The organism is Planotetraspora sp. GP83 (genome assembly GCF_041262585.1).
GTDB lineage: Bacteria > Actinomycetota > Actinomycetes > Streptosporangiales > Streptosporangiaceae > JAOEGB01.
In genome coordinates, this window is the sequence record NZ_JBGCBZ010000009.1 from 79,936 (window position 1) to 101,122 (window position 21,187).

Sequence of the window (21,187 nt, forward strand, 5' to 3'; positions counted from 1 at the left end):
ACGCCGGGCGAGTGGCCGACGCTGCCACTGCCGGTGTGCGACTACGGTCGTGCTGTGAGCCCCCGCCTTGAGGACGCCCCGACGGACGTCATCCCCGTGATCGTGGCCGACACGCTGGTGCCCGGCGGTGTCTCCGCCGCCCCGGGCCTGGCGGCGCCGCTGGATGGGCGGATGCCGCCGCTGCCGCGCCCGTGGCGGCGGATCGTGTGCTGGGCGATGCTCGGGCACTTCTACTACCCGGGCGCGGACGGGTGCCTGGAGTGCGGCAAGCTGCGGCCCGACCTGCGCAAAGCAACGTGCCCCCGCTGACCCGCTGCCGCTGACCGTCTGCGCTGCGGCGTCAAATATTGCGCCCGCGCTGGGCATGGCCCGGCGCGGGCGTCGCCGCACCTGTGGACGTCACAGCCGTGCGGACCCACCCGCCACCTATGTACATTTCAACCATTGGTGCCGCCGAACAGGCTGTCCTTGGCGCGGTCGGGGTCCACGTGGATCCACTGATGATCGTCCGTCGCGTCGGCGAACAGGTTCACCCGGCCCTGGGTGATCTCCCGCCACTCGGTGTGCCCGAGATGCTCCCCCTTGGCTGCTTTCAGCTCGACAAGGTCCTTGAAGATCCGCATACCACAGCACCTTAATCCCGGCGACTGCTCGTACGGCTTCCGCGTCCTGTCGCCTTGCGTTGGAGCGTCCGTAATCCGGCATCTCTAACGTGCGTGACATGAAACGATTTTCGATCATGCTTGGTGCGGCCGCCCTCACCTTCGGGCTCGCGACGCCGGCCGCGATGGCCGACCCTGAGCATGGGGGCTTCGGCCAGGCCACGCTGACCGGCTTCGCATCCCTTCCCGCCGAGACGTTCGTGCCCGGCAGCGAGCCGTCGGGCTCCGCCATCGGGGCCGGCCCGTTCAATGGCATCGCCGCGCCCTTCGCGGGTCAGCCCGTCCAGGGCTTCAGCGGCATCGTCAACAGGCATGACGGCACCTTCGACGTGCTGTCCGACAACGGCTACGGCGCCAAGGCCAACAGCGCCGACTTCCTGCTCCGCGTCCACCGGATCAAGCCCAATGTCGCGACCGGCAAGGTCGAAGTGGTCGGCGGGTTCAACCTGACCGACCCCGACCACCGCGTGCCGTTCCCGCTCACGAGGGCCGACCGGACGCTGACCGGCGCGGACTTCGACGTGGAGTCGATCGTGCGGTCCTTCGACGGCACGTACTGGATCGGCGACGAGTTCGGCCCGTTCCTGCTGCACTTCGCGCCGTCCGGGCGGCTCCTCCAGGCTCCGATCGCCCTCGATGGCGTCAAGGCCCCGGAGAACCCGTACCTGAACGGCGGCCAGCCCAACATCCGCAGCAGCAAGGGCTTCGAGGGCATGGCCCGCTCGGTCGACGGCCGCCACCTCTACCCTCTGCTCGAAGGCACGGTGGACGGTGACACCCCGGGCGACCTGCGCCTTTACGACTTCGACGTCCGCAAGGGGCAGTACACCGGCGACCGGTGGACCTACCGCCTCGACTCCCCGTCGAACTCCATCGGCGACGCCATCACCGTGGACAGGCACCGATTCCTGATCATCGAGCGCGACAACAACCAGGGCGACGCCGCGGCCTTGAAGCGGATCTACCTCGTCGACACCCGTGACCGTGACGGCGACGGCGCCATGGACAAGACCCTGGTCGCCGACCTGCTCAACCTCGCGAACCCGAAGGGGCTCGGCGGCTTCGGGCAGACCTTCCGGTTCCCGTTCCAGACCATCGAGGACGTGACTCTGCTCGACGACCGGACGCTGGCCGTCGTCAACGACAACAACTTCCCGTTCTCCTCCGGCCGCACTCCGGGCAAGGCGGACAACGACGAGTTCATCACCGTACGGCTCTCGCACCGCCTGCACGCGGACCCGCGCGCGTTCCTCTGATCAACGGCGCAAGTCAATCCCTGGCGTACGGCGAAGCGTGCGCGACCGCGACGACTTCGTCCGTACGCCAAGGGTGTAGAGCAGGATTTAGGCGCATATATAAATGCCTATTTGATGCTCACTGAATCCGTCGTTACGGTTACACCTCCATGCACTATGGGTGTTCGCCACGACACTCGCGGCCACGAAGGGGTATCACCCGGTCGCAGAGGTGTAGGCGCCATCCACCCTGCGTGGAGGACCCCGTGAGCGAGCAGCCCGACCGGCCCGGCAAGCGTTACCGCCTCCGCGGCCTCATCGCCATCACCCTCGTCGGCGTCGCGTCCTGGGCTCTGATCATCTGGGCGCTCATCAAGCTCTTCACCTGATCGAGTTGTTCACCTGATCGGAGCCCCTCGACGGGGCAGTGCGGTCCGGCGGCGCCGGACCACGGCGACATTCAGCGACATTCGGCGACTTTCGGCGGCCTGAGACGGTCTGTCAGCTGCCCTGGAGCTTCTGCAGCATTTGGAGATGCTCCTGGACGACCGGCTTGGAGTCTGTGGCGATCTTCTTGACCTGCTCCGAGGAGCCCTTGGACAGCTCCTGGGCACCCGCCGCCAGATCTTTCTTGTGGTCCTCGATCATCGCGGCGATCCAGGCCCGGTCGAACTCGGCGCCCTGCTTCACGGCGATCTGCTTGATCTCCGCTTGTTGCTTCGCACTGGGTGCGTGCGGCAGCTTCACACCCAGTTGAAGGGCGACCTGCCGTACGACCTTGTCCAGCTTGGTGTGGTCGGCGACGAGCCGCGTCCCGAACTCGCGCACCGCTTTCTTGTGGCCCTCCTTCTCGGCGAGCCGTCCTGCGCGGATCGTACCGAGGTTCCCCTCGTGAGTTTGTATGAGGAATGTCCGATCCTGCTCGTTGACGCCTGCCGCCGCGGCGAAACTGGCGGTCTTGCCCACCAGCACAACCGCCATGACGGCCAGCAGGACAATGATCCGTCTGACCATGAGACCCCCCGGATCTCTTACCGGGAGGTCGCCGGGACACCGAGACCAAACCCGGACACAGCAGTACATACGCCTCATACCCCGGGAGCGCCGCATCCCATGCGGATAACCGCAAAGACCAGCACGTCGGTCAGTGGACCACAGGCGTACAAAGAGCCGTACAAAGAGCCGCGCTAAGAGCCGTACTGAACAGATGCCCCCGTCCTCAGAGCAAGGGCGGGGGCGGGAGCGGGGCGTTCGCCGAGCGGCCCGGACCACTCAGTCCTCGATGTGCGGCACCTGGCGATGGTGATCCGTCTTCGTGTGCCACTCAGGCGGCGTGAACGACGGCCGCTGAGGATTCGGAGCGAGCAGGCTGAACGGCTTGGCCTCGGGTGCCGACGTGGATTCCGAGCCGGCTGTGAATTTGGAAGGGGATCCCGTGGTCGATCCGGCCGGAGATCCGGTTGTGGATCCGCCGTCCGTGGGCGCCGCGGTGATCAGGACATCCTGCGGAGTGGGCTTCTCGGAAAGCTTCATCTTCTTCGCGAGGTCGACGCCATAGGCGGCGGCCCAACCTTCGGGAAGCCCGGACGGGTCGGTGAAGTTGTCAAACTGCGCCATGAAATCTTCCTGCGCGGGGCCGGCGACGGGCTTCTTCCGGTCGAACTGCCCCGGTGCCCACGGCTTGCCGTTCGTGGCGTCGTTCGGCGCGGGCGGAGTCGGGTCAGCCGGCGCGGCGGGCCCGGCGAACAGGGCAGCGGCGAGAAGTGCGGTACAGGCGAACATGAGGCTCCCCCTGAGGTCATGGACGGGTACGAGACGACGGTAAGGGGGCCATGTCCGGATGATCACGTAGCGTGCGCTCAATGTCAGGTCAAACATGAGCATCAGCGGCTCCAAGCGCATAGATCGGGACTCCTCGCGGGTGCGCCCGTCATAAGGGCGCACCTACGAGGGCCGGCCCCTCCCGGCTACTGTGAGCGCGTGGCGACCACCGGATATTCAGGCACCCCACTCGCCAAGAAGATCGGCATCAAGCCGGGCCGGCAGGTGCGGCTGACACATCGCCCGGACGACTGGGAGATCCCGAACCTGCCCGAGGGTTCCGTGATCGCGGACGGCGGCACCGAGGGCGCTCACGTCACCGTCGCCTTCTACCGCTCCCACGGTGATCTGGCCTCCGAAGCGCCCGGACTGGTGAACGGCCTGGCGGATGACGCGATGCTGTGGATCGCGTGGCCCCGCCGTGCGGCCGGGCATGACAGCGACATCACCGAGAACGCGCTGCGCGAGCTCTTCCTGCCGCTGGGCGTCGTGGACGTGAAGGTCGCCGCGCTCGGCGAGGACTGGTCCGGGCTGAAGTTCGTCCGCCGCAAGGAGAACCGGCGTTCCTGAGCCGGCACTGGATCCGAGCGACGTAGATCCGATGTCCGCGTTCGCGGGCACGCCGAGCGTCCAAGACGAGAGGCGGGGAGTCGTCATCGCCGAAAAGAACCACAGGTGACCTCGATCAATGAGAGGCGCCGCCACAAGACGGATCAAGCGACCCGGCGGATCGTTCCGCTGCGGTTCCCCGGCCCGCGCTCCGAGTCGATGTCCGTACGGCCGGCCGCCGGAGCGACGAACACCACGTCTCCGGCCAGCCGTACGACCCCAGGTGACCAGGTTGAGCTATCCGGCGGCCATGTCGTGCTCAGGCGTCGCCAGGTCCTCCGAGTCCGCCACCTCGCCGTTGCGTCTCCATGGCGGAGGCCATCGCCCCACCGGCGCCCTGGAGGAAGCGCGCGGCGATCAGCGTTTCCGGGTTCCCGGACACACCGCACAGCAAGGACGCGACGGTGAACAAGCCCAGGCCTCCGAGGAAGACGCGCTTGCGGCCGACGAGGTCGCCGAGCCGTCCCGCGAGAAGCAGCAGGCCACCGAACGCGATCATGTACGCGTTGACCACCCAGGCGAGGTCCGACGGGGAGAAGCCGAGGTCGCTCTGGATGGCCGGCAGCGCCACGGTGACGACGGTGCCGTCGAGGATGACCATCAGCATCCCCGCGCAGAGCACGATCAGCGCGGTCCAGCGACTGGTGGACGAGGTTCCGGTTCACCGAGCTCGAGCGTTCCGTGGCGGGCATCAGCCGGCGCATGCTGACTCTGACTCTGCGCAAGCTCGAACGCGACGGCCTCCTCGTCCGCACCGTGTATCCGACCGTGCCGCCCAAGGTGGAGTACGCGCTCACCGACATGGCACGTGAGCTACACGAGTCCCTCGCGACGCTCACCGGGTGGGCCGAGCGTCACCGGACGTCGATCACCGCCGCCCGCATCGCCTACGACAACGAGCACAGCCACCTCGCGGCCGGATAGCCGCAGCCGAGCCGTACAGGCCGGAGCGAGCCACCAAGCATCGCTCGTGGCCGACCACTGCGGAGCCGCATCAGGGCGCGGGCCGGCCGGAGCCTGACCGCGGCTTCAGACGGCAGCCTCCAGGAACTCGGGGCGGCCGAGGATACACGTCACCCAGAGCTTCGAGAAGGAGCTTCCCCGCGGGGCAGCGGGCTCAGAGTTTGTACAGCTTGTTGAATGGTGTCGTGATTCGCTCCTGCCGCGATCCGAAGTCGACGAGCACGGCGACCTCATCTTCTACACCGATGACGACGCCAAGACCATATCGATCATGGGTCACCTGGTCGTCCACACTGAACCGCTCGGCAGGCGGGGCAGGTGGCGGGGGTTTGAAGGGACTTGTGGGCATGTGACGACGGGGCGCGCCGCTAGCTGGCTTCATCCCCTCCAGTATGTGCCGCCCGTGACAACGCTCGCGACGGAGAAGCGGAAGAACGTCGACCCAACAGCGGTCTACTGCTGAGGAATCTTGCTCAAAGCGTCGTCGATGATTCCATGCAGAGCTCTGGCACAGGCTGAGACCCTCCCGTTGGGAGGGTAATGAACGCTGGCCACGGGCGGCTCATCGCAGTGGTCCTTGCCGTGCTGGCTACAACACCGCTCGGTGGCGGCAACGCTCTTTGGATCATGAAACTCGGGGTCGAAGGGCATGATGATCCGGATCTCCATGCAGGGAGCGTAGGGTCGACAGCGAGTTCGGTCCACGGCGCCGGCAACTCCTTCGTTCTCCCCGAAGGGTTGCACCAGTGATGCGGGCCGGTGCCGAAAGTGCACGGGCGGCGGCATCGTCTTTCGGCAACGCAAGAGCCACAGCAGGCCAACTGCAACTACGACCCCGCTGAAGATCGCAAAAGCCCCTTTCGCGGTGACAGCGAGAGGGGCTTTGAAGTGCGGAGGCTCGGGGATTTGAACCCCGGATGGGCTTAAGACCCAAACCGCATTAGCAGCTACCTGCAAGCTTGATCGCTGGCGTCCGTATCCGTCCGGACATTGGGTCTCGTCTCGTACAGCTACCGCCTCGAACACCATCGGACGTCAGCGAACTGAGACCAGAAGTGAGACCACGCGCGCCGCTCCCTCGCCATGCACCCATGCAGGGCTATCCCCCCGATAGGCGCCGGGCACTTCCGAGAACGATCATTGTCAAGGGTGACCGAAGGGAATCACGGGTACGCGAAGCGCCTTGACAGTGATCCTTCTCGGCTTGAGTCTGTCGCGCCCGGGGGCGTGGCCCCTTCTTACACGCGAGTCCGCGCGGCGGACGTCACGGCGCTCGCGAGCTACGGCGCGGTGCGGGGGTGAGGCGTTGCGCGGTGCTGGCACGCGTGGCCCCCGAGGGCCAAAGCGCGGCCGGCAACCACGCCCAACGTTCGCCGCGACTCCCCCACGTACCTCAGCCGATGGCGGTCGGCCACCTGCGCCGCGGTGGTCAGCCGCCCATCTCCTCGTGCGCAAGACGTGCGGCGGCCAGCCCGCGCGGCGCGTGAGAGCGCGCCCTTGAAGGAGTAGAAAAAGTGCTCACGGGCCGACTGAGCGGTTGAGCGACTGCCCACGAAGGGATCAACCGGGCGTGTACCGCACGGAAGAGTCTCGATTCGAATCGCGACTAGCAACAACGTGCGTAAGTCGGGCATTATGTAGCAGGCTTCGTCCGAAGAAAGAACGACACGCCGTCGAATCTACCTTCTGATGCAAAGCTACTGCGTTTCAGTAATTACGTATGTACGCTACGTGTGTGGACTGACGCTGGATACGCCAGCCCACACACTAGAGGGAGATGGCGTCTGGTCCGGCTGACCTACATGAACGCCCCTCCTGCGGTGGTGGTCTTGGACTTTCCTCCCGCTTACGCGGTGAGGGGTCCAGGACCACCGTCACCGTCGAACCAGTCCAGCACGAAACGCGCCAATTCCACGAGGAATCGACCCGTGCTAGCCAAGGCTTGCAGTACCTGCCAGCCTCCTGGTTTCCCGGCGTCTACCGGTTCGCCACACGCATTGCGTCGTCGAAACACGGCGGCCCCCTTCTCGGCTTGTCCCTTGCGGGAAGCTTCCGGCCAAGCCCTCTCTATGAGATGTGCTTCGGCCGAGCCGACCCTCGGTCGACCGCGGTGCAACCGGGAGGTCACACGGCGGGGGCATCTTGCTCTTGCCCTTCGCTGCTGAGCAGCAGATAGGGGGCTTGCGGGGCCTCCGGGAAGCTTTTGGCCGGAGTGGGTGGAGCGTCATGCGTGTCGCGTGGGGGTCACCCTGCGCACGTCCACCATACCGTAGGTCATGGCCGCCTTGTCCACTCGCCCCGCTTGGTCCATGTTCAGTCAGGTCCGGGGGGGCAAGGTGGGCCGTAGACCACGTTGTGGCTAATGTCTTCACCAGAGACCCTAAAGGCTCGGCCCATTAGGACTTATGGGTGCTATGAGTGTCGTTCGTAACGGCGGGCGATGATCGCGCCTGTTCGATCAGTTGCGCTGTACAGCACAGTGGAGCGTTGTACAGCAATGAACAAGACTGGACATGATGTTGAGGATCGTGCATAGTACTCGATGGATGGGATAGACGTGCACTGAGGGGGCTCGTCGCACCACGATCGATCTACAACGAGATGGTGGCAGCCCGTATGCGCTTGATCACAAAACGAGAGGATTGCGGAAGTCGTGCCGGAGGAAATGACCTTTGCCAGGTTTGTTCGTTTAAGGCGGGCAGAGTTGCGTCTCTCACAGGCGGACTTGGCATGGTTGGCTCGAATCTCCCGAACAACTTTGTCGAACCTGGAACACGGCCGGGGAGACCCCGAGTCGCGGACTGTGACTGATGTTTTGGTAGCTCTCGGGCTGGATCCGAGTCATCTGACAGACGCTAACTTTGTCAAAGCAGACCGATATGCGGTCATAGACGATGTGCTGTTTCAGCGCATTCTAGATCTCGTGATTGAGGAGCGTTCACACGATGACCAGAATGCGCGGCGTTTCGCTGACCGCATGATGCTATTCCTACAATCTGTGCGCTCAGGCAGTACATTCGAAGGGTCCGAACGCCACATACTCATGGATTTTGCAGGGATGGTCGCCCCGCGCTTGGATCTAACTAGTTCAGTAGACCAGAAGATCCTCGAGACATTCCAAGATTATGGATGGAACCCCGACGACGTAAGAGACGGTCCGCGAATTCGGAGACTATCGTTAGGCCTCGGCGCCTTAATGCCCACGTCTGGCGTTGCATTAGCCGACACTGAAACCGCCCCCGCATTGGCGGAAATATCGGCGAAACTCAATGACATTGCAGCACAAGTCGAACCATTTATATTGGGACAGAGAGATTCAGCGAGAGCGTTCGAGCGGCTTCCCGTCGTAGTACAGGATGTTCTCTTGCGGGGCCAGATCGTGGACTTCGATACCCATCAGCCTCCCAACGCTCCCGAGATCACGGTCGTTGACCTGGTGGTCCGGGACGTAAGGGCAGTGTCGGCCCCCTTGTCAAGTAGAAAATTAACGGTGGAGGCGGTCAGGCGCTGGAGCACCATTCTCCTAGCCGCCAAGTATCTGCTGGAGAACCTCGCCGCCGATCAAGACCCCGGGGAAATCTTGGATATTGTGGAGCACATCGTTAGCGAGCGGAGGGCACGCGACTCTGTTTGAACGTTGGAGCATCCACTGAAGTGAACCGCACATTTCTATGGTGGCCTCATGTTGCCACGTCGCGAACATCTTGCCTATACGGGTCAGCACAACCCCTCCGAGCACAACTACCAATCCGAGGATTGCAGTAACCGTGGATCGTTCGTTGAGTATCAGCCATCCAGCAACTATTGCGACTGCTGGCAGTAAAATAAGTCATCACTGAAGCTATTACGGCTCCGTCGTCTTGCATGATCCTGTAGTTGAGCACGTAAGCAATCCCCGGCGCCCAGGACCCCAAGGATGCCTAGGGCTATCAACGCATCTAGACGGAAGCTTCGGAGGCTGTGTGGTGGTCATGGGAAACGTCACCAGCAACCCTGAGGCCGCCATCAGTCGGCTGGCTGAAAGGACCACGGATCCTAGAGCTCCCTTTTGCCAAGTAGTAGTGGTCGATATAGATGCACCTAATCGCATAACAAATTGCCGCCACAAGACATGCGAGCCCACCCCAGCTAGTGACCTGGTATTGATTGACCACGGGGAAAATATCAGCAGAGTGCTTCCGAATGCGAGCAGGAGCGCTGCGACACAGGGAGGCGAGGTTCTACGGTCATGGCCTACGACTTAGGCGAACAGCATCGTCCACAACGGTGTCGTGGAGTTGATAATGCCTGCGCAGAGGATGAGATGCTCCGCTCACCTATCGCAAAGAGTAGATAGGGAGCCGCGTTGGCGAGCAGGGCTGCGACCGTGAGGTGCCCCCATAGCTTCCAGCCTCGGGGCAATCGTCGGCCCTGGGCGTAGACCACAACCGTCAGGACGAGTGCTCCGAGGACAAGGCGGATCAGGGTGACCTGAGTGGGCGAGAAGCCGCGTAGCGCAATCTTGATCCAGAGGAAACCGGCTCCCCCAGAGCAGAGCAAGCGCGCCCACGCGGAAGAGACCTCCGGCACGTACCCGACTCATTCCACCGGCACGTCGTACAGCAGGCCAGTCATGTCGGCGCGCATGACGAAGCGGAAGTACCTGACCAAGTCCCTCGGCGACGCCCTCGGCACCGACAACCCCGCACAGTGCCAGCACGCCGAACGACTCCTTGACGCCCTGCGGTTCGAGCCGTGCGCGCCTACCTGCCCGAACTGGCTGCGGTACGGCGTGCAGCCCAAGGGCGCCAAGCCGGGATGGCTCCCGGCCGGTGCAAGGGCAAGACGCACAAAACCGATCACCTCGGTTACGCGGGCCGGCGGGGTGCTCGTGTCGCGGAAGTGGTCGAACAAGACGCTGATCGAGCACAAGCAGGACCGCCGTACCTGGGTCCTGGAGGCCCTCGGCGTCTCCGACGAGCCGGTTGACCCCCACCGCTACGTCTGAAAGCCGGTCAAGCCGACAGACCCGGACCTTGACCCGATCGGCGTACGGCTCCTGCGCTCGGTTCACAAACGCCAGCGCTGGCGCAACCACATGAACCAGCTCCAGGCCCGTGCAGACGGACAAGATTTTTCTGCAACTGAAGGGAGGGCAGCGTGATGGACAGACTCTTCTACCGGCCCGAGGACGCGGCGGTCGTCCTCGGCATGAGCCGTGCGGCGGTCTTCCGGCTGATCAAGAGCGGTGAGCTTCGCTCGGTGAAGTACGAGGGGTATCGCCTCGTCCCCGCTGACGCTCTTTCAGGAGTTTGCCCGGCGACTGGCAGAGGCGGCGTGATGGCCGACCGCAAGCCGAACGGGCGATCGTCGATCTATCTCGGTCAGGATGGCTACTGGCACGGCTGGGTCACTGTGGGGATCAAGCCGGACGGCTCTCCTGATCGCCGTCACCGGATGGGAAAGACGGAGGCGGAGGTCACCCGCAAGGTCCGGGAGTTGGAGGGCAAGCGCGAGACTGGGCAGGTCGCCAAGCCGGGCAAGGTCCCGACTGTCGCCGAGTGGATGACCGAATATCTCGACGTGATCTGCGACCGGCTCGTAGCGTCGGGCAAGATGGCGCCCCGAACCCTCGACGACTACCTGTCCAAGACCCCTCACTGGGTCATTCCGCTGCTCGGTCGTCACCGCCTCGACCGGCTCGCGCCTGAGCACCTCGATAAGGCGTACGCGACGATGCTGGAGCAGGGCCGGTCGTCGAGCACGGTTCTCCATCGGATCTTGTCGCGCGCTCTGAAGATCGCCGTACGCCGGAACAAGGTGACGAAGAACGTCGCCACGCTCATTGACGCCCCTGTTGCGGCTGATCCGACCTGGAGCCGCTGACGCGGAACGAGGTGCGCAAGATCCTAGAGGCCGCCAAGTCGCGCAGGAACGCCGCTCGTTGGTCGGTGGCTCTTGCCCTCGGTATCCGTCAGGATATAGCGCTCGGCCTCCGGTGATCCTTCGTCGACCTCCAGACCGGAGTGATCAAAGTCTGGTACCAGGCGCAGCGGTCCCCCTGGCGGCACGGCTGCGACGAATCCTCACGAGTGTGGCAAGGAGTGGCACCGATGGCCGTGCAAGCCGCGGTGCAAGACCCACAAGCACGACCCGGACTGTCCACAGGACTGCAAGCGGCGCGGCCACGTCTGCCTCACGAGGACGTGCCCGAAGGACTGCACCGGCCACGCCGACCGCTGCCCGAAGGAAGCCCGACTCCATGACGCACGCCACACCGCCGGAACCCTCCTCGTCGAGCAGGGCGTACATCCGGGTCGTGTAAGAGATCCTCGGCCACGCCCCGCGTCACCACGACAGAGCGCTACACCCACGTGGCGAGCCTTCAAGTGAAGGACGCGAGCGAGCGTATGGGGGCCGCCCTCTGGGGCGACGAGTAACCGGCGATCAATGACAACTGCAACTAGAACTGCAACTACGAGCCCTCTAGAGATCGCAAAAGCCCCTCTCGCGGTGACAGCGAGAGGGGCTTTGAAGTGCGGAGGCTCGGGGATTTGAACCCCGGATGGGCTTAAGACCCAAACCGCATTAGCAGTGCGGCGCCATAGACCTGACTAGGCGAAGCCTCCTGGTTGCCGAGTGGCTCAGCACAGAGTACCGGCGATCGTGCGAGGCGGCAAAGCGGATTCCCAGCCAGGATCGCCGCCCCGGATGAGGACGGCCGAAGACCGCCCTCGACGACCATATGCGCAGACCAGACCAGACCATGCAAGCGAGACACGCCGTCGCTCCGGATCTGATAGTGCACAGCCCTTGTCCACAGGCTGTGGACAAGGGCTGTGTGCAAGGTGTCCGCGCTCGCAAGGCTCAGCCCTGCCGTACGGCCTCGCCCTCGATCTCGATCTTGACCTTCTTGCCAACGAGGACGCCGCCGGTCTCGAGGGCCTGGTTCCAGGTCAGACCGAAGGCCTCACGGTCGATCTCCGTCTCGGCGGAGAAGCCGAAGATCTCCTGGCCCCACGGGTTGGTGGCCGCGCCGCCGAACTCGAGCTTGAGGGTGGCCTCGTGGGTGACGTCACGGATGGTGAGGTCGCCGACCAGCGTGAACTCGTCACCCTTGTGGCCGGCCACGCGGGTGCTGCGGAAGGTGATGTCGGGGTACTTGTCGATACCGAGGAAGTCGTTGCTCTGGAGGTGCGCGTCGCGATCGGAAGCGCCGGTCTCGATGCTGGCGGCCTTGATGACAGCCTCGACGCTGGACTCCAGCGGGTTCTCGGCGATCACAATCTTGCCCTCGAACTCACCGAAGTGGCCTCGAACCTTGCTCACCATCATGTGCTTGACGACGAAGCCGACCCGCGTGTGAGCCACGTCCAGCGCGAAGTCGCCGGCGGCCGGGATCTTGAGGCCTTCCCACTCACGAATGCTCATTGCTGCTGTGCTCCAGAGGTAGTTGCTTGGTGGATGTCTGCCGCAACAAATGTCTACCGGAGAAGTATTCCCCGCGTCAACTATGGTCGCGTAGACTTTTAGGCATGGACCCATTCGACGACCCGCGGCTCACGGCCATGGGCCTGCTTGCCGAGGTCTTTAGCGGCATACGGAGTAAGCACAGCCAGGCCTTTGTCGAGATCGGCCTTTCCGAGGTGGACTTCGAGACCCTCATCCGGCTGGCGCGCTCTCCGGAGCGGAAGCTGCGGATGAGCGACCTGGCCAGCCAGACATCGCTCTCCACAAGCGGGATCACCCGTGTCGTCGACCGGCTTGAACGCGAAGGCCTGGTCGAGCGCAGCGCCTGCTCTCACGACCGCCGCGCGTCCTACGCCGTCCTCACCGAGGCCGGCGCGGACCGCCTTATAAGGGTGTTGCCGCAGCATCTGAAGGACATCGAGACCTGGTTCACCGGTCTCCTGACGCCGGAGCAACTGGCCGACTTCCTCGCGGCGCTCCGCGTCATCCGCGATGTCGTACGGCCCTGCGCCACGGCGGGGGTCGATCGCGTCAGGACAAGCTGAGCCGTACCGGACTGATGAGGCCCAAGCCATCACGCGTCCAACCCGGCATGTACGGCGGGGCGGCAGGCTGTACGGGGACAGAAGAGCACCCAACGGGTGAATATTTGTGGCCTTTGCGGTCACAGTAGAGCGGTGAGGCACACAAAGCGTCACACATCCGACGTATCTTGATCGAAGTCGAAAGACGCGTCAGTGGCCCCGCCGTCCCCCTAGCCCCTGGAGCGCCCGTGCGTTTCATCCCCCGCGCACTCGCCATGCTCGGAGCCGCCGCCCTCGCCGTTTCCCTCGCTCCGGCTTGGCCTGCCGCGGCCGGAACCGCGCCGGAGAGCAGACCGAAAAGCGTGCCGGCGAACGCGGTCGCGGTGAAGGTGAAGAAGGTCCTGGACGGGGACACCATCGACGTCACGGTCAAGGGCGGGACCGCACGGGTCCGGCTCCTCGACGTGGACGCTCCGGACAAGGGTCAGTGCTGGTTCGCGGACGCGTGGGCGCGCACGTCAGCGCTGCTTCCGGCCGGCAAGACCGCGTACTTCCTGCGCGACAAGGAGTCACGCGACGCGGACGGCCGATATCTGCTCTACGCCTGGTCGGCCAAGGGCGTGTTCGTCAACGGCGATCTGGTGAGGTACGGCTATGCGCAGGCGGAGGTGTCCCTGCCGGAGCACAGGTACACCACTGCCTTGCTGGCCCAGCAGGCCACGGCCCGGGCGGAGCGCCGCGGGATGTGGTCGGGCCTGTGCTGGGCGGCCGACACCTACGACAAGCGCGGGACCACTGAGATCCCGGGCGCGGTGACGGTTCTGACCCCGCAGCCCGTCCCGTCACTGAATCTGGGAAGCGGCCTGACCCCGAGCCCGTCGTCAAGCTCATCGCCCAACCCCTCGCCGAGCTTGGAAGAGACGGACCTCAGCGCGGACCCCAACACCGAGCCGGGCATGGACCCCATCACGGACCCGAGCACCGACCCTGGCACAGAGTGGGGCACCGATCTCACTGCCGACCCGAGTCCCAGCGCTACGCCCAGCCCGAGCCCCACTGCCGGGGACGGGGTTGACCCGAGGTTCCAGACCTGCGCCGAGGCGAACCGCCACGGTTACGGCAACTACCGGAGGGGCGTCGACATCGAGTACGGCTGGTACTACGACCGCGACCACGACGGCATCGTCTGCGAGTTCTGACCGCGCGCAGCAGCGCCCGGCCGCGGGTCCGTCGAGCGGTGGGCGGGCAGCGATCAGTTCACCGGCTCCCGGGGAATCGGCTCGCAGGCAATCGACTCGCGGGCAATCGGTTCGCGGGGGGTGGAGACCACGAGGTCACCCCGGAGTTTGGCCATGCCGCGCGAGACCGTGCTCTTGACCGTGCCGACGCTGATGCCGAGCGTCCTGGCGATCTCCGGCTCGGTCATGTCCTCGTAGTAGCGCAGCACGATGGCCGTGCGCTGCCGTGCCGGCAGCCGGTCGAGGGCCTGTTCCAACTCGTCGTACCGGTGTCTCGGGTCGTGATTGGTCGCGACCTCGGGAAGCTCCTCGGAGGGGTACTCCTCCAGCTTGCGCCGCCGCCACCACGAGATGTTGATGTTCACCATCGCCCGCCGCACGTAGCTGTCGAGCGAGGACCGATCCTGGATCCGGTCCCACGCGAGGTAGGTCTTCGCGAGGGCGGCCTGAAGCAGGTCCTCGGCGTCGCAGGGATGCCCGGTCAACTGATAGGCGACCCGCAAAAGGGCCGCCCCACGGGACACGACGTATGTGTGAAACTCCTCATGGTTCACGATCACGCGATCACCAGCCTGGCCTGGGAGGGCATCTCGTGCCAGAATGGCAGCCTGCCGCCAGAATCCGGCTGAACCGAAATCCAGGTTTCGTACAGTCAACGGCAAAGACCCCACAAGCCCGGTAGCGGGAACCTCTTCCCCGTTGTCCGTACGGCTCTCGCCGCGTAGGCGCGGGTTTGCCTCATAGTGGGAGATAACGCGTTCCACCCGGAGTGGGAATATTGCTCCCGCAGCTCACCATCAGCGCTATTCCCACCCCTGTCGACACAGGCCGCATGTGAGGCTAGACAGGTGGGAGGGCCGATGCCGTACCGGAGCGCGATGTCAGACCCCAGTGACATGACGAACCCCGGCGCCATGCCGCACTGGACTGGTGTGCCAGGCTCAAGCGCGGAGCCGTACCAGAGTCCGGTGCCGTACCAGAGTCCGGTGCCGTACCAGAGCGCTGGGCCGTACAGGGGTGCGATGCTTTACCGAAGTGCCATGTCGGACCGGAGTGCGATGCCTGACCGGAATGTCGAGCGAAGGCGCGTGCTGGCGGCGGCGGCGCTCGGCCGCGAGGCGGAGCCCCCACGGCTCACGGCCGACGACGGCGTGACCCTCGACGCCCTGAGCGGCCAGATTCTCGACGTGAGCCCTCACCTGATCATCATCGAGGACGACGAGGGCGAGGAGCGGCGGCTGGTCATCGCCCCGTGGGCGACCGCCTGGCGCGGCGCCCGCGTCTCCCCCGCCGATCTGTCGCTCGGGGCGCGGGTCGTCATCCGGGCGCTGCGCTCGGGCACGGTCGTCGACCGCATCTGGGCGGACATCACCCGGATGACCGGGATCATCCTCAGCGTTGAGGGCACGCGCGACCTCACGGTCGAACTCGACAGCGGCCCTCATCGCGGGAGGCGCTCGGTCGTCATCCCATACCGGTCGTCCGGCCGGATGCGGGTGCGGCATCCGCAGTTGGAGGCGGGTTACCTCTTCGACGCGATCGGCGTCATCGAAGGCGGCACCGCGCTCGCCCAGATCACCCCGACCTCCCAGCCGCCTTACCGGGCGAAGGCCGTGCCGCCCCCTCCCCCGGCGTACCGCGGGGTCCAATCGAAGATCTCCGGCACCGCCGTGTGGGCGGATTTCGAGGAGTACGGCGTCGCCTATCCGATGCTGGAGACCTCCGACACCGGCTGCGACGACGCGGGCGTCTCGTGCACCGGCCTGCCGTACCTCGCGCTGGGGTCGATGCTCTCCGTCCGCAACGTGTGCGACGGCCGGGCGAACGCGCTGCCGATCGTCGGCTGCGGCTGCATCGCGGGCCGTTTCTGCGACCGGTGCCTGGAGTGCGGCACTTCCCCGCGCGGGCGGATCGTGGAGCTGTCCGCGTCGGCATACGTCGAGCTTGGCGGCGACCTGACCAAGGGCTGTTTCAACGCCCGCGTCGGATTGGGGTGAATGGTGGTGCTCTCGACCATCGCGGTAGCGGCTCTGCCGATCCTCGTGGTGATGCTGGCCCTTGGCGGCGGCGCCAAGCTGGCCACGGCCGGGAGTGACACCGAACCCGGCGCGCTCGGGCGGCTCGGGCCCGCCGTGCTGGTTCCGGACCGGTTCCGGAAGTCCGCCATGATCGTCTGCGCGGCCGGGGAGTTCGCGCTGATCGCCGTGCTGCTGTTCGCCGGCCATCCGGCCGCGCGCTGGCTGCCCGTGGCGTTCTTCTCCGTCTCGACGTACGTCCTGTGGGATCTGCACCGTCGCCGGCCGGACGTGGGGTGCGGGTGCTTCGGAGAAGTGAGCGCGGCCCCGGTGGGGTTGCGGTCGATCGGCCGGGTGGTGCTGCTCACGGCCATGGCGGTCGTCGTGGCGCTGGACGGCGTCACCGGCTTCGAGGCCCTGTCCAGCGCCCTTTCCACGGCTCTGTCCAGCCGCTCTTGGCAGACGGCGGCCTGGCTCGGCGGGGGTGTCGCCCTGCTGCTGCTCCTCTCGCCGGAGATCGAGGAGACCGTGGCGCGTCTGCGCTACCGAGCCCCCTGCGAGCAGCGCCCCCTTCCCGTCGAACGGGCCCTTTCCCGGCTCCGGGCGAGTACGGCATGGCGGTCGCATGCGTCGATGCTGGAGTCGGACGAGCCCGCCGACATGTGGCGGGAGCTGTGCTGGCGCTTCTTCGTCTTTCCCGCCCACGACGGCACGGACGTCGTCTTCGCGGTCTATCTGAGCGGCCGGAGGCCGCCCGTACGGGCCGCGATCGTCAATCCGGACGGGCGTCCGCTCATCACTCTGCAAAAATCTATGCCTGTATCGGTCTCACCCTAGACAGGCATAGATTCCCGCATCGAGCACACCGATGTTCAGCTCTCTACGGCTCTCTAGCTTCCCCTCTAGAAAGCCGTAGAGAGGTCAATGGGGATGGCCGGCTACAGCGGCTGGGCACGCAGGAACCTCCCGAAGTGGGGGACGGTGAAACCGATGACTCCGCGCTCCGCGCTGTAGATCAGGCCCTTCTTGATGAGGCTGTCCCGCGCCGGGGACAGGCTGGACGGCTTGCGGCCGAGCACGTCGGCGACCTCGGCGGTCGGCACCGGGTCGTCGCCGAGCTGGGCCATCGCGTGCATGTAGTCACGCTCGGCCGGGGTGGCTCGCTCGTATCGGCTGCCGAAGAATCCGACGGCCAACTCCTCCTCGGCCTCGGGCGCCGACACCTTGATGTCGTCCGCCGTGATGGGGCTCCGGGGAGCGAGATCCCAGGCGACCTTGCCGTACGCCTGGACGAAGTAGGGGTAACCGTCGGCCGCCTCGTAAAGGGCGTCGAGCGCCTCCGGCGTGAACTCGACGTCCTCCCGCTCGGCCGGGGCTATGAGCGCGAGGTCGGCGGCGTCCCGGTCGAGCCGGTCAATCCGGGCGTAGCGGAACAACCTCTCGGAATAGCTCTTGCTCGCCGAGAGGACACTGGGCAGGTGGGGCAGACCGGCGCCGACCACGATCAACGGGCCGCCGGACTGCGAGAGCTCATGGCACGCGGCGCACAGGGCCGAGATGTCCGGTGCCTGCACGTCCTGCATCTCGTCGATGAACAGGGCGATGCCCACGCCGAGGTCGGTCGCGACACCCGCGGCATCGACGAACAGCTCGGTCAGGTCGATCTCCAGGTCGCCCGAGTCGGCCCGGCCGCGCGACGCCGGGACGTCGATGCCGGGCGACCAGTGGGACGTGCCCTTCGCCGCCGCCGGGTCACGCATCGCGAACGCCTTCAGCACGCCGAGGAACTCCTCGATCCGCTCGGGAGCACGGTGGCGGGGGGCCAGCTCCCTTATCGCCATGTGCAGCGAGGCTGCGACCGGCCTGCGGATCGACTGGTCGGGCCGGGCCTCGATCTTCCCGGTGCCCCACAGCCGCTGCATGGCCATCGACTTGAAGGTGTTGAGCAGGACGGTCTTGCCGACGCCGCGAAGGCCGGTGAGAACCATGCTCCGCTCCGGACGGCCGCGGGCCACCCGCTCCAGCACGATCTCGAACTGCTGCAACTCGCGATCGCGCCCGGCGAGCTCCGGGGGTCGCTGACCCGCACCGGGGGCGTAGGGATTGCGCACGGGGTCCACGCTCTCGGACTTTATGACGGGATATAGCGGCCGTCGTAGATTTCCGTAGAAAGCGCTACGGCGTGTCGCTCGCGATCGAAGCGGGACACACCGGGCGGGGACCGGCGCGTCGGCCGGGGGCCGGGGAGACGGCACCGGCGTGGCCTCACCCGAGGGCCCGCTGGAGGGCTCACTGAAGCGCTCACCGGAGGGGGCGATCCCGGCGACCGGCGGGACATCGAGGGACACCTCAGCCGCGAACGCTGCCATGGCCCACCCCTCACCTGCCGAGACGGGGACCGAACCCCTGTTCGATCCGATGGCCAAGACTGTAGCGCGGCATCGAACACGTGCGCGAGCTTTTCGATGAAAAGCTTCAGCCTCGCGTCGCGCCAGACCCCGCCACACCACCAGTGTGATCATGCACAGGTTCACGGCCACGCTCTTCACCTGGCCCGACGCCGATCGTGATCATGCAATTGCCAGATCACCGAGCACGTACGTGCAGCTAAGGGCGACGTACGGGAATCCGTGCATGATCACGAGCGGGGTGGTGGGAGGCGGTGGCCGTACCCGGGAATCCGTGCATGATCACGGCGGTCCGGCGTGGGGTGATTACCGAGGGACGTACGCCAGGACCAGGGCCACGATGGCCGCGACGGCGATCAGGCCGAGATAGGCCAGCACCAGCCGGGTGTCCCGGAGGAGGCACTTGCTCCTGGTCAGGCCCGCCCGGCGAGCCCGCCAGTAGCCCACCAGGCCAAGGACCGCGAAGCCCAGCACCGCCCAGGGGCCGAGCAGCCAGGCGAGCAGCGCGACCGTGGTGTACACGCACAACTTCAACGGGTCGTACGGCTGAGCGGGCCCGCCCTCGGCGGCATCGCGCTCCGCGCCGGCACTGCCCTGCTCGGCCGCACGAGGCTCTTCAGCCGCACTGCGCTGCTCGGCGGCACGGCGCCGCTGGGCTGCGACGGCCTCCTCGTAGGCGATTCCTCTCGGCGGCTCCGGCGTCATGTGATCTCTACGAGCGGCAGCCGTACCCCGGCGTCGACGGAGGCGACGGCCGACAGGCGCTGCCGGGCGAGGGCGGGCCAGGCCTGCACGGCGCAGAAGGGCGCGCACTGGTCCTGGTCGGAACGGGTGCCGACGTGGACGCAGCACTGGATCAGCCGCTCTTCCAGCATGGTCGACATGTCCATGAACGGCTTGACCGTGATCCGGACCACTCGCTCGCCGAGCAGCCGGCGAAGCCGCCGCTTCCGGCCGGGCAGGGCCGAGGACGCGAGCGTCAGCAGGGTCGACAGGCCGAGGTCGCAGTTCTCGCAGATGTCCCGCCAGAGCTTGCCGATCTCCGGGTGAGACAGCGACGACTGCTCGGACAGAAGGCCGAGGAGCGATTCCTGCACGGCGAGGCGCAACTCGCGGGGGATCTCCGTGTCCGCGATCCGGTTGGCGACCAGGCCCAGGTTCTCCTTCAGTCGATCGTGCCCGATCAGGGCCGTGAGCGACCGCCACTGGTCGGCGTCGTCACGGATCATGTAGCCGACCGAGCAGCAGTGGGGATGCGAGCACGGCAGCGCGGTCAGGTCGCGCCAGCTGACGAGCCCGTCCGTCTGGGGGGCCAGCCGCTTGAGGACGCCGGTGTGCGTCAGCCGGTCCATCGGGTCGATCAGCCCCGAGCGTCCCGAGCCGAACTGCGGCTGGATCGAGACGCCGCCGACGTAGGGCGTGTCCAGCGCGAGCCGTACGACATCGCCGATCTCGCCGTCGTTCACGCCGAGGGCGCAGGTCATCACCAGCGTCGTGAAGATCTCCCGCTCCGACAGCCTCTGGATCGCCTGAGCTTTGAACCGCCGCAGGTCACCGCCCCGGTGGTGGCGGGACGCCTCCGCCGACACCCCGTCGTACTGCAGGTAGACCTCGACCCGCTCCCGATGCTCGGTGAGCAGGTCGAGCAGCGCGTCGTCCCTGGCCAGGAGGATGCCGTTGGTGTTGATCAGGATGCGGGTGACCGGCCGGGCCGCGAGCTCGGCCAGCAGCTCGGACAGGTCGGGGTGCAGCGTGGGCTCGCCGCCGCTCAGCATGAGGACGTCGAGGCGGCCGTTCTCGCGGGCGAGCCGCTGGTCCACGTTGGCCAGGATCTCCGCCACCGGCACGATGCCCCGCAGGTCCGGTGAGGACTCGGTGAAGCAGGTGGGGCAGCGCAGGTTGCAGGTCTCCGCGACGTCCTGGAGCAGGATGCACGTGTGCTGGGTCTGCATCTCGGGCAGGCCACGCAGGTACGCCATGGGCACCGGGTCGAAGTTTCCGGCGACATCCGGAATGTGGGCCTTCGTGGGCGCGGTCCACTCCTCCAAATAGGCGAGGATCTCGGGGTCCTCGTCGTAGAGGGTCCGGACCATGCCATGCGTACGGCAGGCGCGCTCCAGGTAGACGCGGTCGTTCCGGGCGGCGAGCCACCCGGACAGGCGTGGGACGTCCGCAAGCGGACGGCCGGGCTGCTCGTCGTGGCACCGCGGGCAGAACGCGTTGACGTAGCGGAGGATGCGATCCCCACGCAGTGGCATGCCGG

General features: G+C 66.1%; 24 protein-coding genes and 1 tRNA gene. 12 read left to right on the forward strand and 13 right to left on the reverse strand.

What is annotated here, in order from left to right; all coding sequences use genetic code 11:
• Nucleotides 1-54 precede the first annotated feature (54 nt).
• A complete protein-coding gene (locus tag ABH927_RS14855) occupies nt 55-309 on the forward strand; it encodes a hypothetical protein (protein WP_370021820.1) in 255 nt (84 codons plus the stop codon).
• Nucleotides 310-437: 128 nt separating this feature from the next.
• On the opposite strand, the gene ABH927_RS14860 is transcribed toward ABH927_RS14855, so the two are convergent.
• Entirely contained in the window at nt 438-623 is a 186-nt protein-coding gene (locus ABH927_RS14860; protein WP_370021822.1) for a MaoC/PaaZ C-terminal domain-containing protein, read from the reverse strand.
• 98 nt (nt 624-721) lie between these two features.
• On the opposite strand from ABH927_RS14860, the gene ABH927_RS14865 reads away from it, so the two are divergent.
• Nucleotides 722-1,918 (forward strand): esterase-like activity of phytase family protein, encoded by a 1,197-nt coding sequence (locus tag ABH927_RS14865; RefSeq protein ID WP_370021824.1) that lies wholly within the window; start codon nt 722-724, stop codon nt 1,916-1,918.
• A gap of 245 nt (nt 1,919-2,163) precedes the next feature.
• On the forward strand, nt 2,164-2,286 hold the full coding sequence (locus ABH927_RS14870; protein WP_370021826.1) for a hypothetical protein: 123 nt from the start codon (nt 2,164-2,166) through the stop codon (nt 2,284-2,286).
• Between the two features lie 112 nt (nt 2,287-2,398).
• On the opposite strand, the gene ABH927_RS14875 is transcribed toward ABH927_RS14870, so the two are convergent.
• Nucleotides 2,399-2,911, reverse strand: coding sequence for a DUF4142 domain-containing protein (locus tag ABH927_RS14875; protein WP_370021827.1), 513 nt, complete (start codon nt 2,909-2,911; stop codon nt 2,399-2,401).
• 258 nt (nt 2,912-3,169) lie between these two features.
• On the reverse strand, nt 3,170-3,799 hold the full coding sequence (locus tag ABH927_RS14880) for a hypothetical protein (RefSeq protein ID WP_370021828.1): 630 nt from the start codon (nt 3,797-3,799) through the stop codon (nt 3,170-3,172).
• A gap of 78 nt (nt 3,800-3,877) precedes the next feature.
• Here ABH927_RS14880 and ABH927_RS14885 point away from each other — a divergent pair, with 78 nt between their 5' ends.
• Entirely contained in the window at nt 3,878-4,288 is a 411-nt protein-coding gene (locus tag ABH927_RS14885) for a hypothetical protein (RefSeq protein WP_370021829.1), read from the forward strand.
• A 298-nt stretch (nt 4,289-4,586) separates the two neighbouring features.
• Here the strand turns inward: ABH927_RS14885 and ABH927_RS14890 are convergent, their stop codons facing one another.
• Nucleotides 4,587-4,934, reverse strand: a complete 348-nt coding sequence (locus tag ABH927_RS14890) for an MFS transporter (RefSeq protein WP_370021830.1) — start codon at nt 4,932-4,934, stop codon at nt 4,587-4,589.
• Nucleotides 4,935-5,029: 95 nt separating this feature from the next.
• On the opposite strand from ABH927_RS14890, the gene ABH927_RS14895 reads away from it, so the two are divergent.
• On the forward strand, nt 5,030-5,251 hold the full coding sequence (locus ABH927_RS14895) for a winged helix-turn-helix transcriptional regulator (RefSeq protein WP_370021831.1): 222 nt from the start codon (nt 5,030-5,032) through the stop codon (nt 5,249-5,251).
• 193 nt (nt 5,252-5,444) lie between these two features.
• Here the strand turns inward: ABH927_RS14895 and ABH927_RS14900 are convergent, their stop codons facing one another.
• Nucleotides 5,445-5,582 carry a hypothetical protein gene (locus ABH927_RS14900; protein ID WP_370021832.1) on the reverse strand — a complete coding sequence of 46 codons (138 nt, stop codon included), beginning with the start codon at nt 5,580-5,582 and terminating at the stop codon, nt 5,445-5,447.
• Between the two features lie 161 nt (nt 5,583-5,743).
• Complete coding sequence (locus tag ABH927_RS14905) at nt 5,744-5,959, reverse strand: hypothetical protein (RefSeq protein WP_370021834.1); 216 nt, start codon at nt 5,957-5,959, stop codon at nt 5,744-5,746.
• Nucleotides 5,960-7,943: 1,984 nt separating this feature from the next.
• Between ABH927_RS14905 and ABH927_RS14910 the strand changes: the two genes are divergently transcribed.
• On the forward strand, nt 7,944-8,924 hold the full coding sequence (locus ABH927_RS14910) for a helix-turn-helix domain-containing protein (protein WP_370021836.1): 981 nt from the start codon (nt 7,944-7,946) through the stop codon (nt 8,922-8,924).
• A 599-nt stretch (nt 8,925-9,523) separates the two neighbouring features.
• Here ABH927_RS14910 and ABH927_RS14915 read toward each other — a convergent pair.
• On the reverse strand, nt 9,524-9,859 hold the full coding sequence (locus tag ABH927_RS14915; RefSeq protein ID WP_370021838.1) for an EamA family transporter: 336 nt from the start codon (nt 9,857-9,859) through the stop codon (nt 9,524-9,526).
• A 55-nt stretch (nt 9,860-9,914) separates the two neighbouring features.
• On the opposite strand from ABH927_RS14915, the gene ABH927_RS14920 reads away from it, so the two are divergent.
• Nucleotides 9,915-10,277, forward strand: coding sequence for a replication initiator (locus tag ABH927_RS14920; RefSeq protein WP_370021840.1), 363 nt, complete (start codon nt 9,915-9,917; stop codon nt 10,275-10,277).
• 152 nt (nt 10,278-10,429) lie between these two features.
• A complete protein-coding gene (locus tag ABH927_RS14925; protein WP_370021842.1) occupies nt 10,430-11,155 on the forward strand; it encodes a hypothetical protein in 726 nt (241 codons plus the stop codon).
• A gap of 653 nt (nt 11,156-11,808) precedes the next feature.
• On the opposite strand, the gene ABH927_RS14930 is transcribed toward ABH927_RS14925, so the two are convergent.
• Together ABH927_RS14930 and ABH927_RS14935 are read right to left on the reverse strand one after the other, a co-directional pair.
• Nucleotides 11,809-11,898: transfer RNA gene (locus ABH927_RS14930), tRNA-Ser, on the reverse strand.
• Between the two features lie 238 nt (nt 11,899-12,136).
• The gene (locus ABH927_RS14935; protein WP_370021844.1) at nt 12,137-12,700 is read right to left on the reverse strand and encodes a YceI family protein; all 564 of its coding nucleotides are present in this window, start codon (nt 12,698-12,700) and stop codon (nt 12,137-12,139) included.
• Nucleotides 12,701-12,804: 104 nt separating this feature from the next.
• Here ABH927_RS14935 and ABH927_RS14940 point away from each other — a divergent pair, with 104 nt between their 5' ends.
• Nucleotides 12,805-13,284 carry a MarR family winged helix-turn-helix transcriptional regulator gene (locus ABH927_RS14940; RefSeq protein WP_370021845.1) on the forward strand — a complete coding sequence of 160 codons (480 nt, stop codon included), beginning with the start codon at nt 12,805-12,807 and terminating at the stop codon, nt 13,282-13,284.
• Between the two features lie 227 nt (nt 13,285-13,511).
• Nucleotides 13,512-14,462, forward strand: a complete 951-nt coding sequence (locus ABH927_RS14945; protein ID WP_370021847.1) for a thermonuclease family protein — start codon at nt 13,512-13,514, stop codon at nt 14,460-14,462.
• A 53-nt stretch (nt 14,463-14,515) separates the two neighbouring features.
• On the opposite strand, the gene ABH927_RS14950 is transcribed toward ABH927_RS14945, so the two are convergent.
• Complete coding sequence (locus ABH927_RS14950) at nt 14,516-15,061, reverse strand: SigE family RNA polymerase sigma factor (RefSeq protein ID WP_370021849.1); 546 nt, start codon at nt 15,059-15,061, stop codon at nt 14,516-14,518.
• A 498-nt stretch (nt 15,062-15,559) separates the two neighbouring features.
• On the opposite strand from ABH927_RS14950, the gene ABH927_RS14955 reads away from it, so the two are divergent.
• Together ABH927_RS14955 and ABH927_RS14960 are read left to right on the forward strand one after the other, a co-directional pair.
• The gene (locus ABH927_RS14955; protein WP_370021851.1) at nt 15,560-16,498 is read left to right on the forward strand and encodes a hypothetical protein; all 939 of its coding nucleotides are present in this window, start codon (nt 15,560-15,562) and stop codon (nt 16,496-16,498) included.
• A 6-nt stretch (nt 16,499-16,504) separates the two neighbouring features.
• The gene (locus tag ABH927_RS14960) at nt 16,505-17,353 is read left to right on the forward strand and encodes a MauE/DoxX family redox-associated membrane protein (protein WP_370021852.1); all 849 of its coding nucleotides are present in this window, start codon (nt 16,505-16,507) and stop codon (nt 17,351-17,353) included.
• A gap of 101 nt (nt 17,354-17,454) precedes the next feature.
• On the opposite strand, the gene ABH927_RS14965 is transcribed toward ABH927_RS14960, so the two are convergent.
• The 3 genes from ABH927_RS14965 to ABH927_RS14975 all read right to left on the reverse strand — a co-directional run bounded on the left by ABH927_RS14965 (nt 17,455) and on the right by ABH927_RS14975 (nt 21,182).
• On the reverse strand, nt 17,455-18,636 hold the full coding sequence (locus tag ABH927_RS14965) for an ATP-binding protein (RefSeq protein ID WP_261584582.1): 1,182 nt from the start codon (nt 18,634-18,636) through the stop codon (nt 17,455-17,457).
• A gap of 594 nt (nt 18,637-19,230) precedes the next feature.
• On the reverse strand, nt 19,231-19,629 hold the full coding sequence (locus tag ABH927_RS14970; RefSeq protein WP_370021854.1) for a hypothetical protein: 399 nt from the start codon (nt 19,627-19,629) through the stop codon (nt 19,231-19,233).
• Complete coding sequence (locus ABH927_RS14975; protein ID WP_370021856.1) at nt 19,626-21,182, reverse strand: radical SAM protein; 1,557 nt, start codon at nt 21,180-21,182, stop codon at nt 19,626-19,628. Before ABH927_RS14975 ends, ABH927_RS14970 begins: the two co-directional genes overlap by 4 nt.
• Nucleotides 21,183-21,187 lie beyond the last annotated feature (5 nt).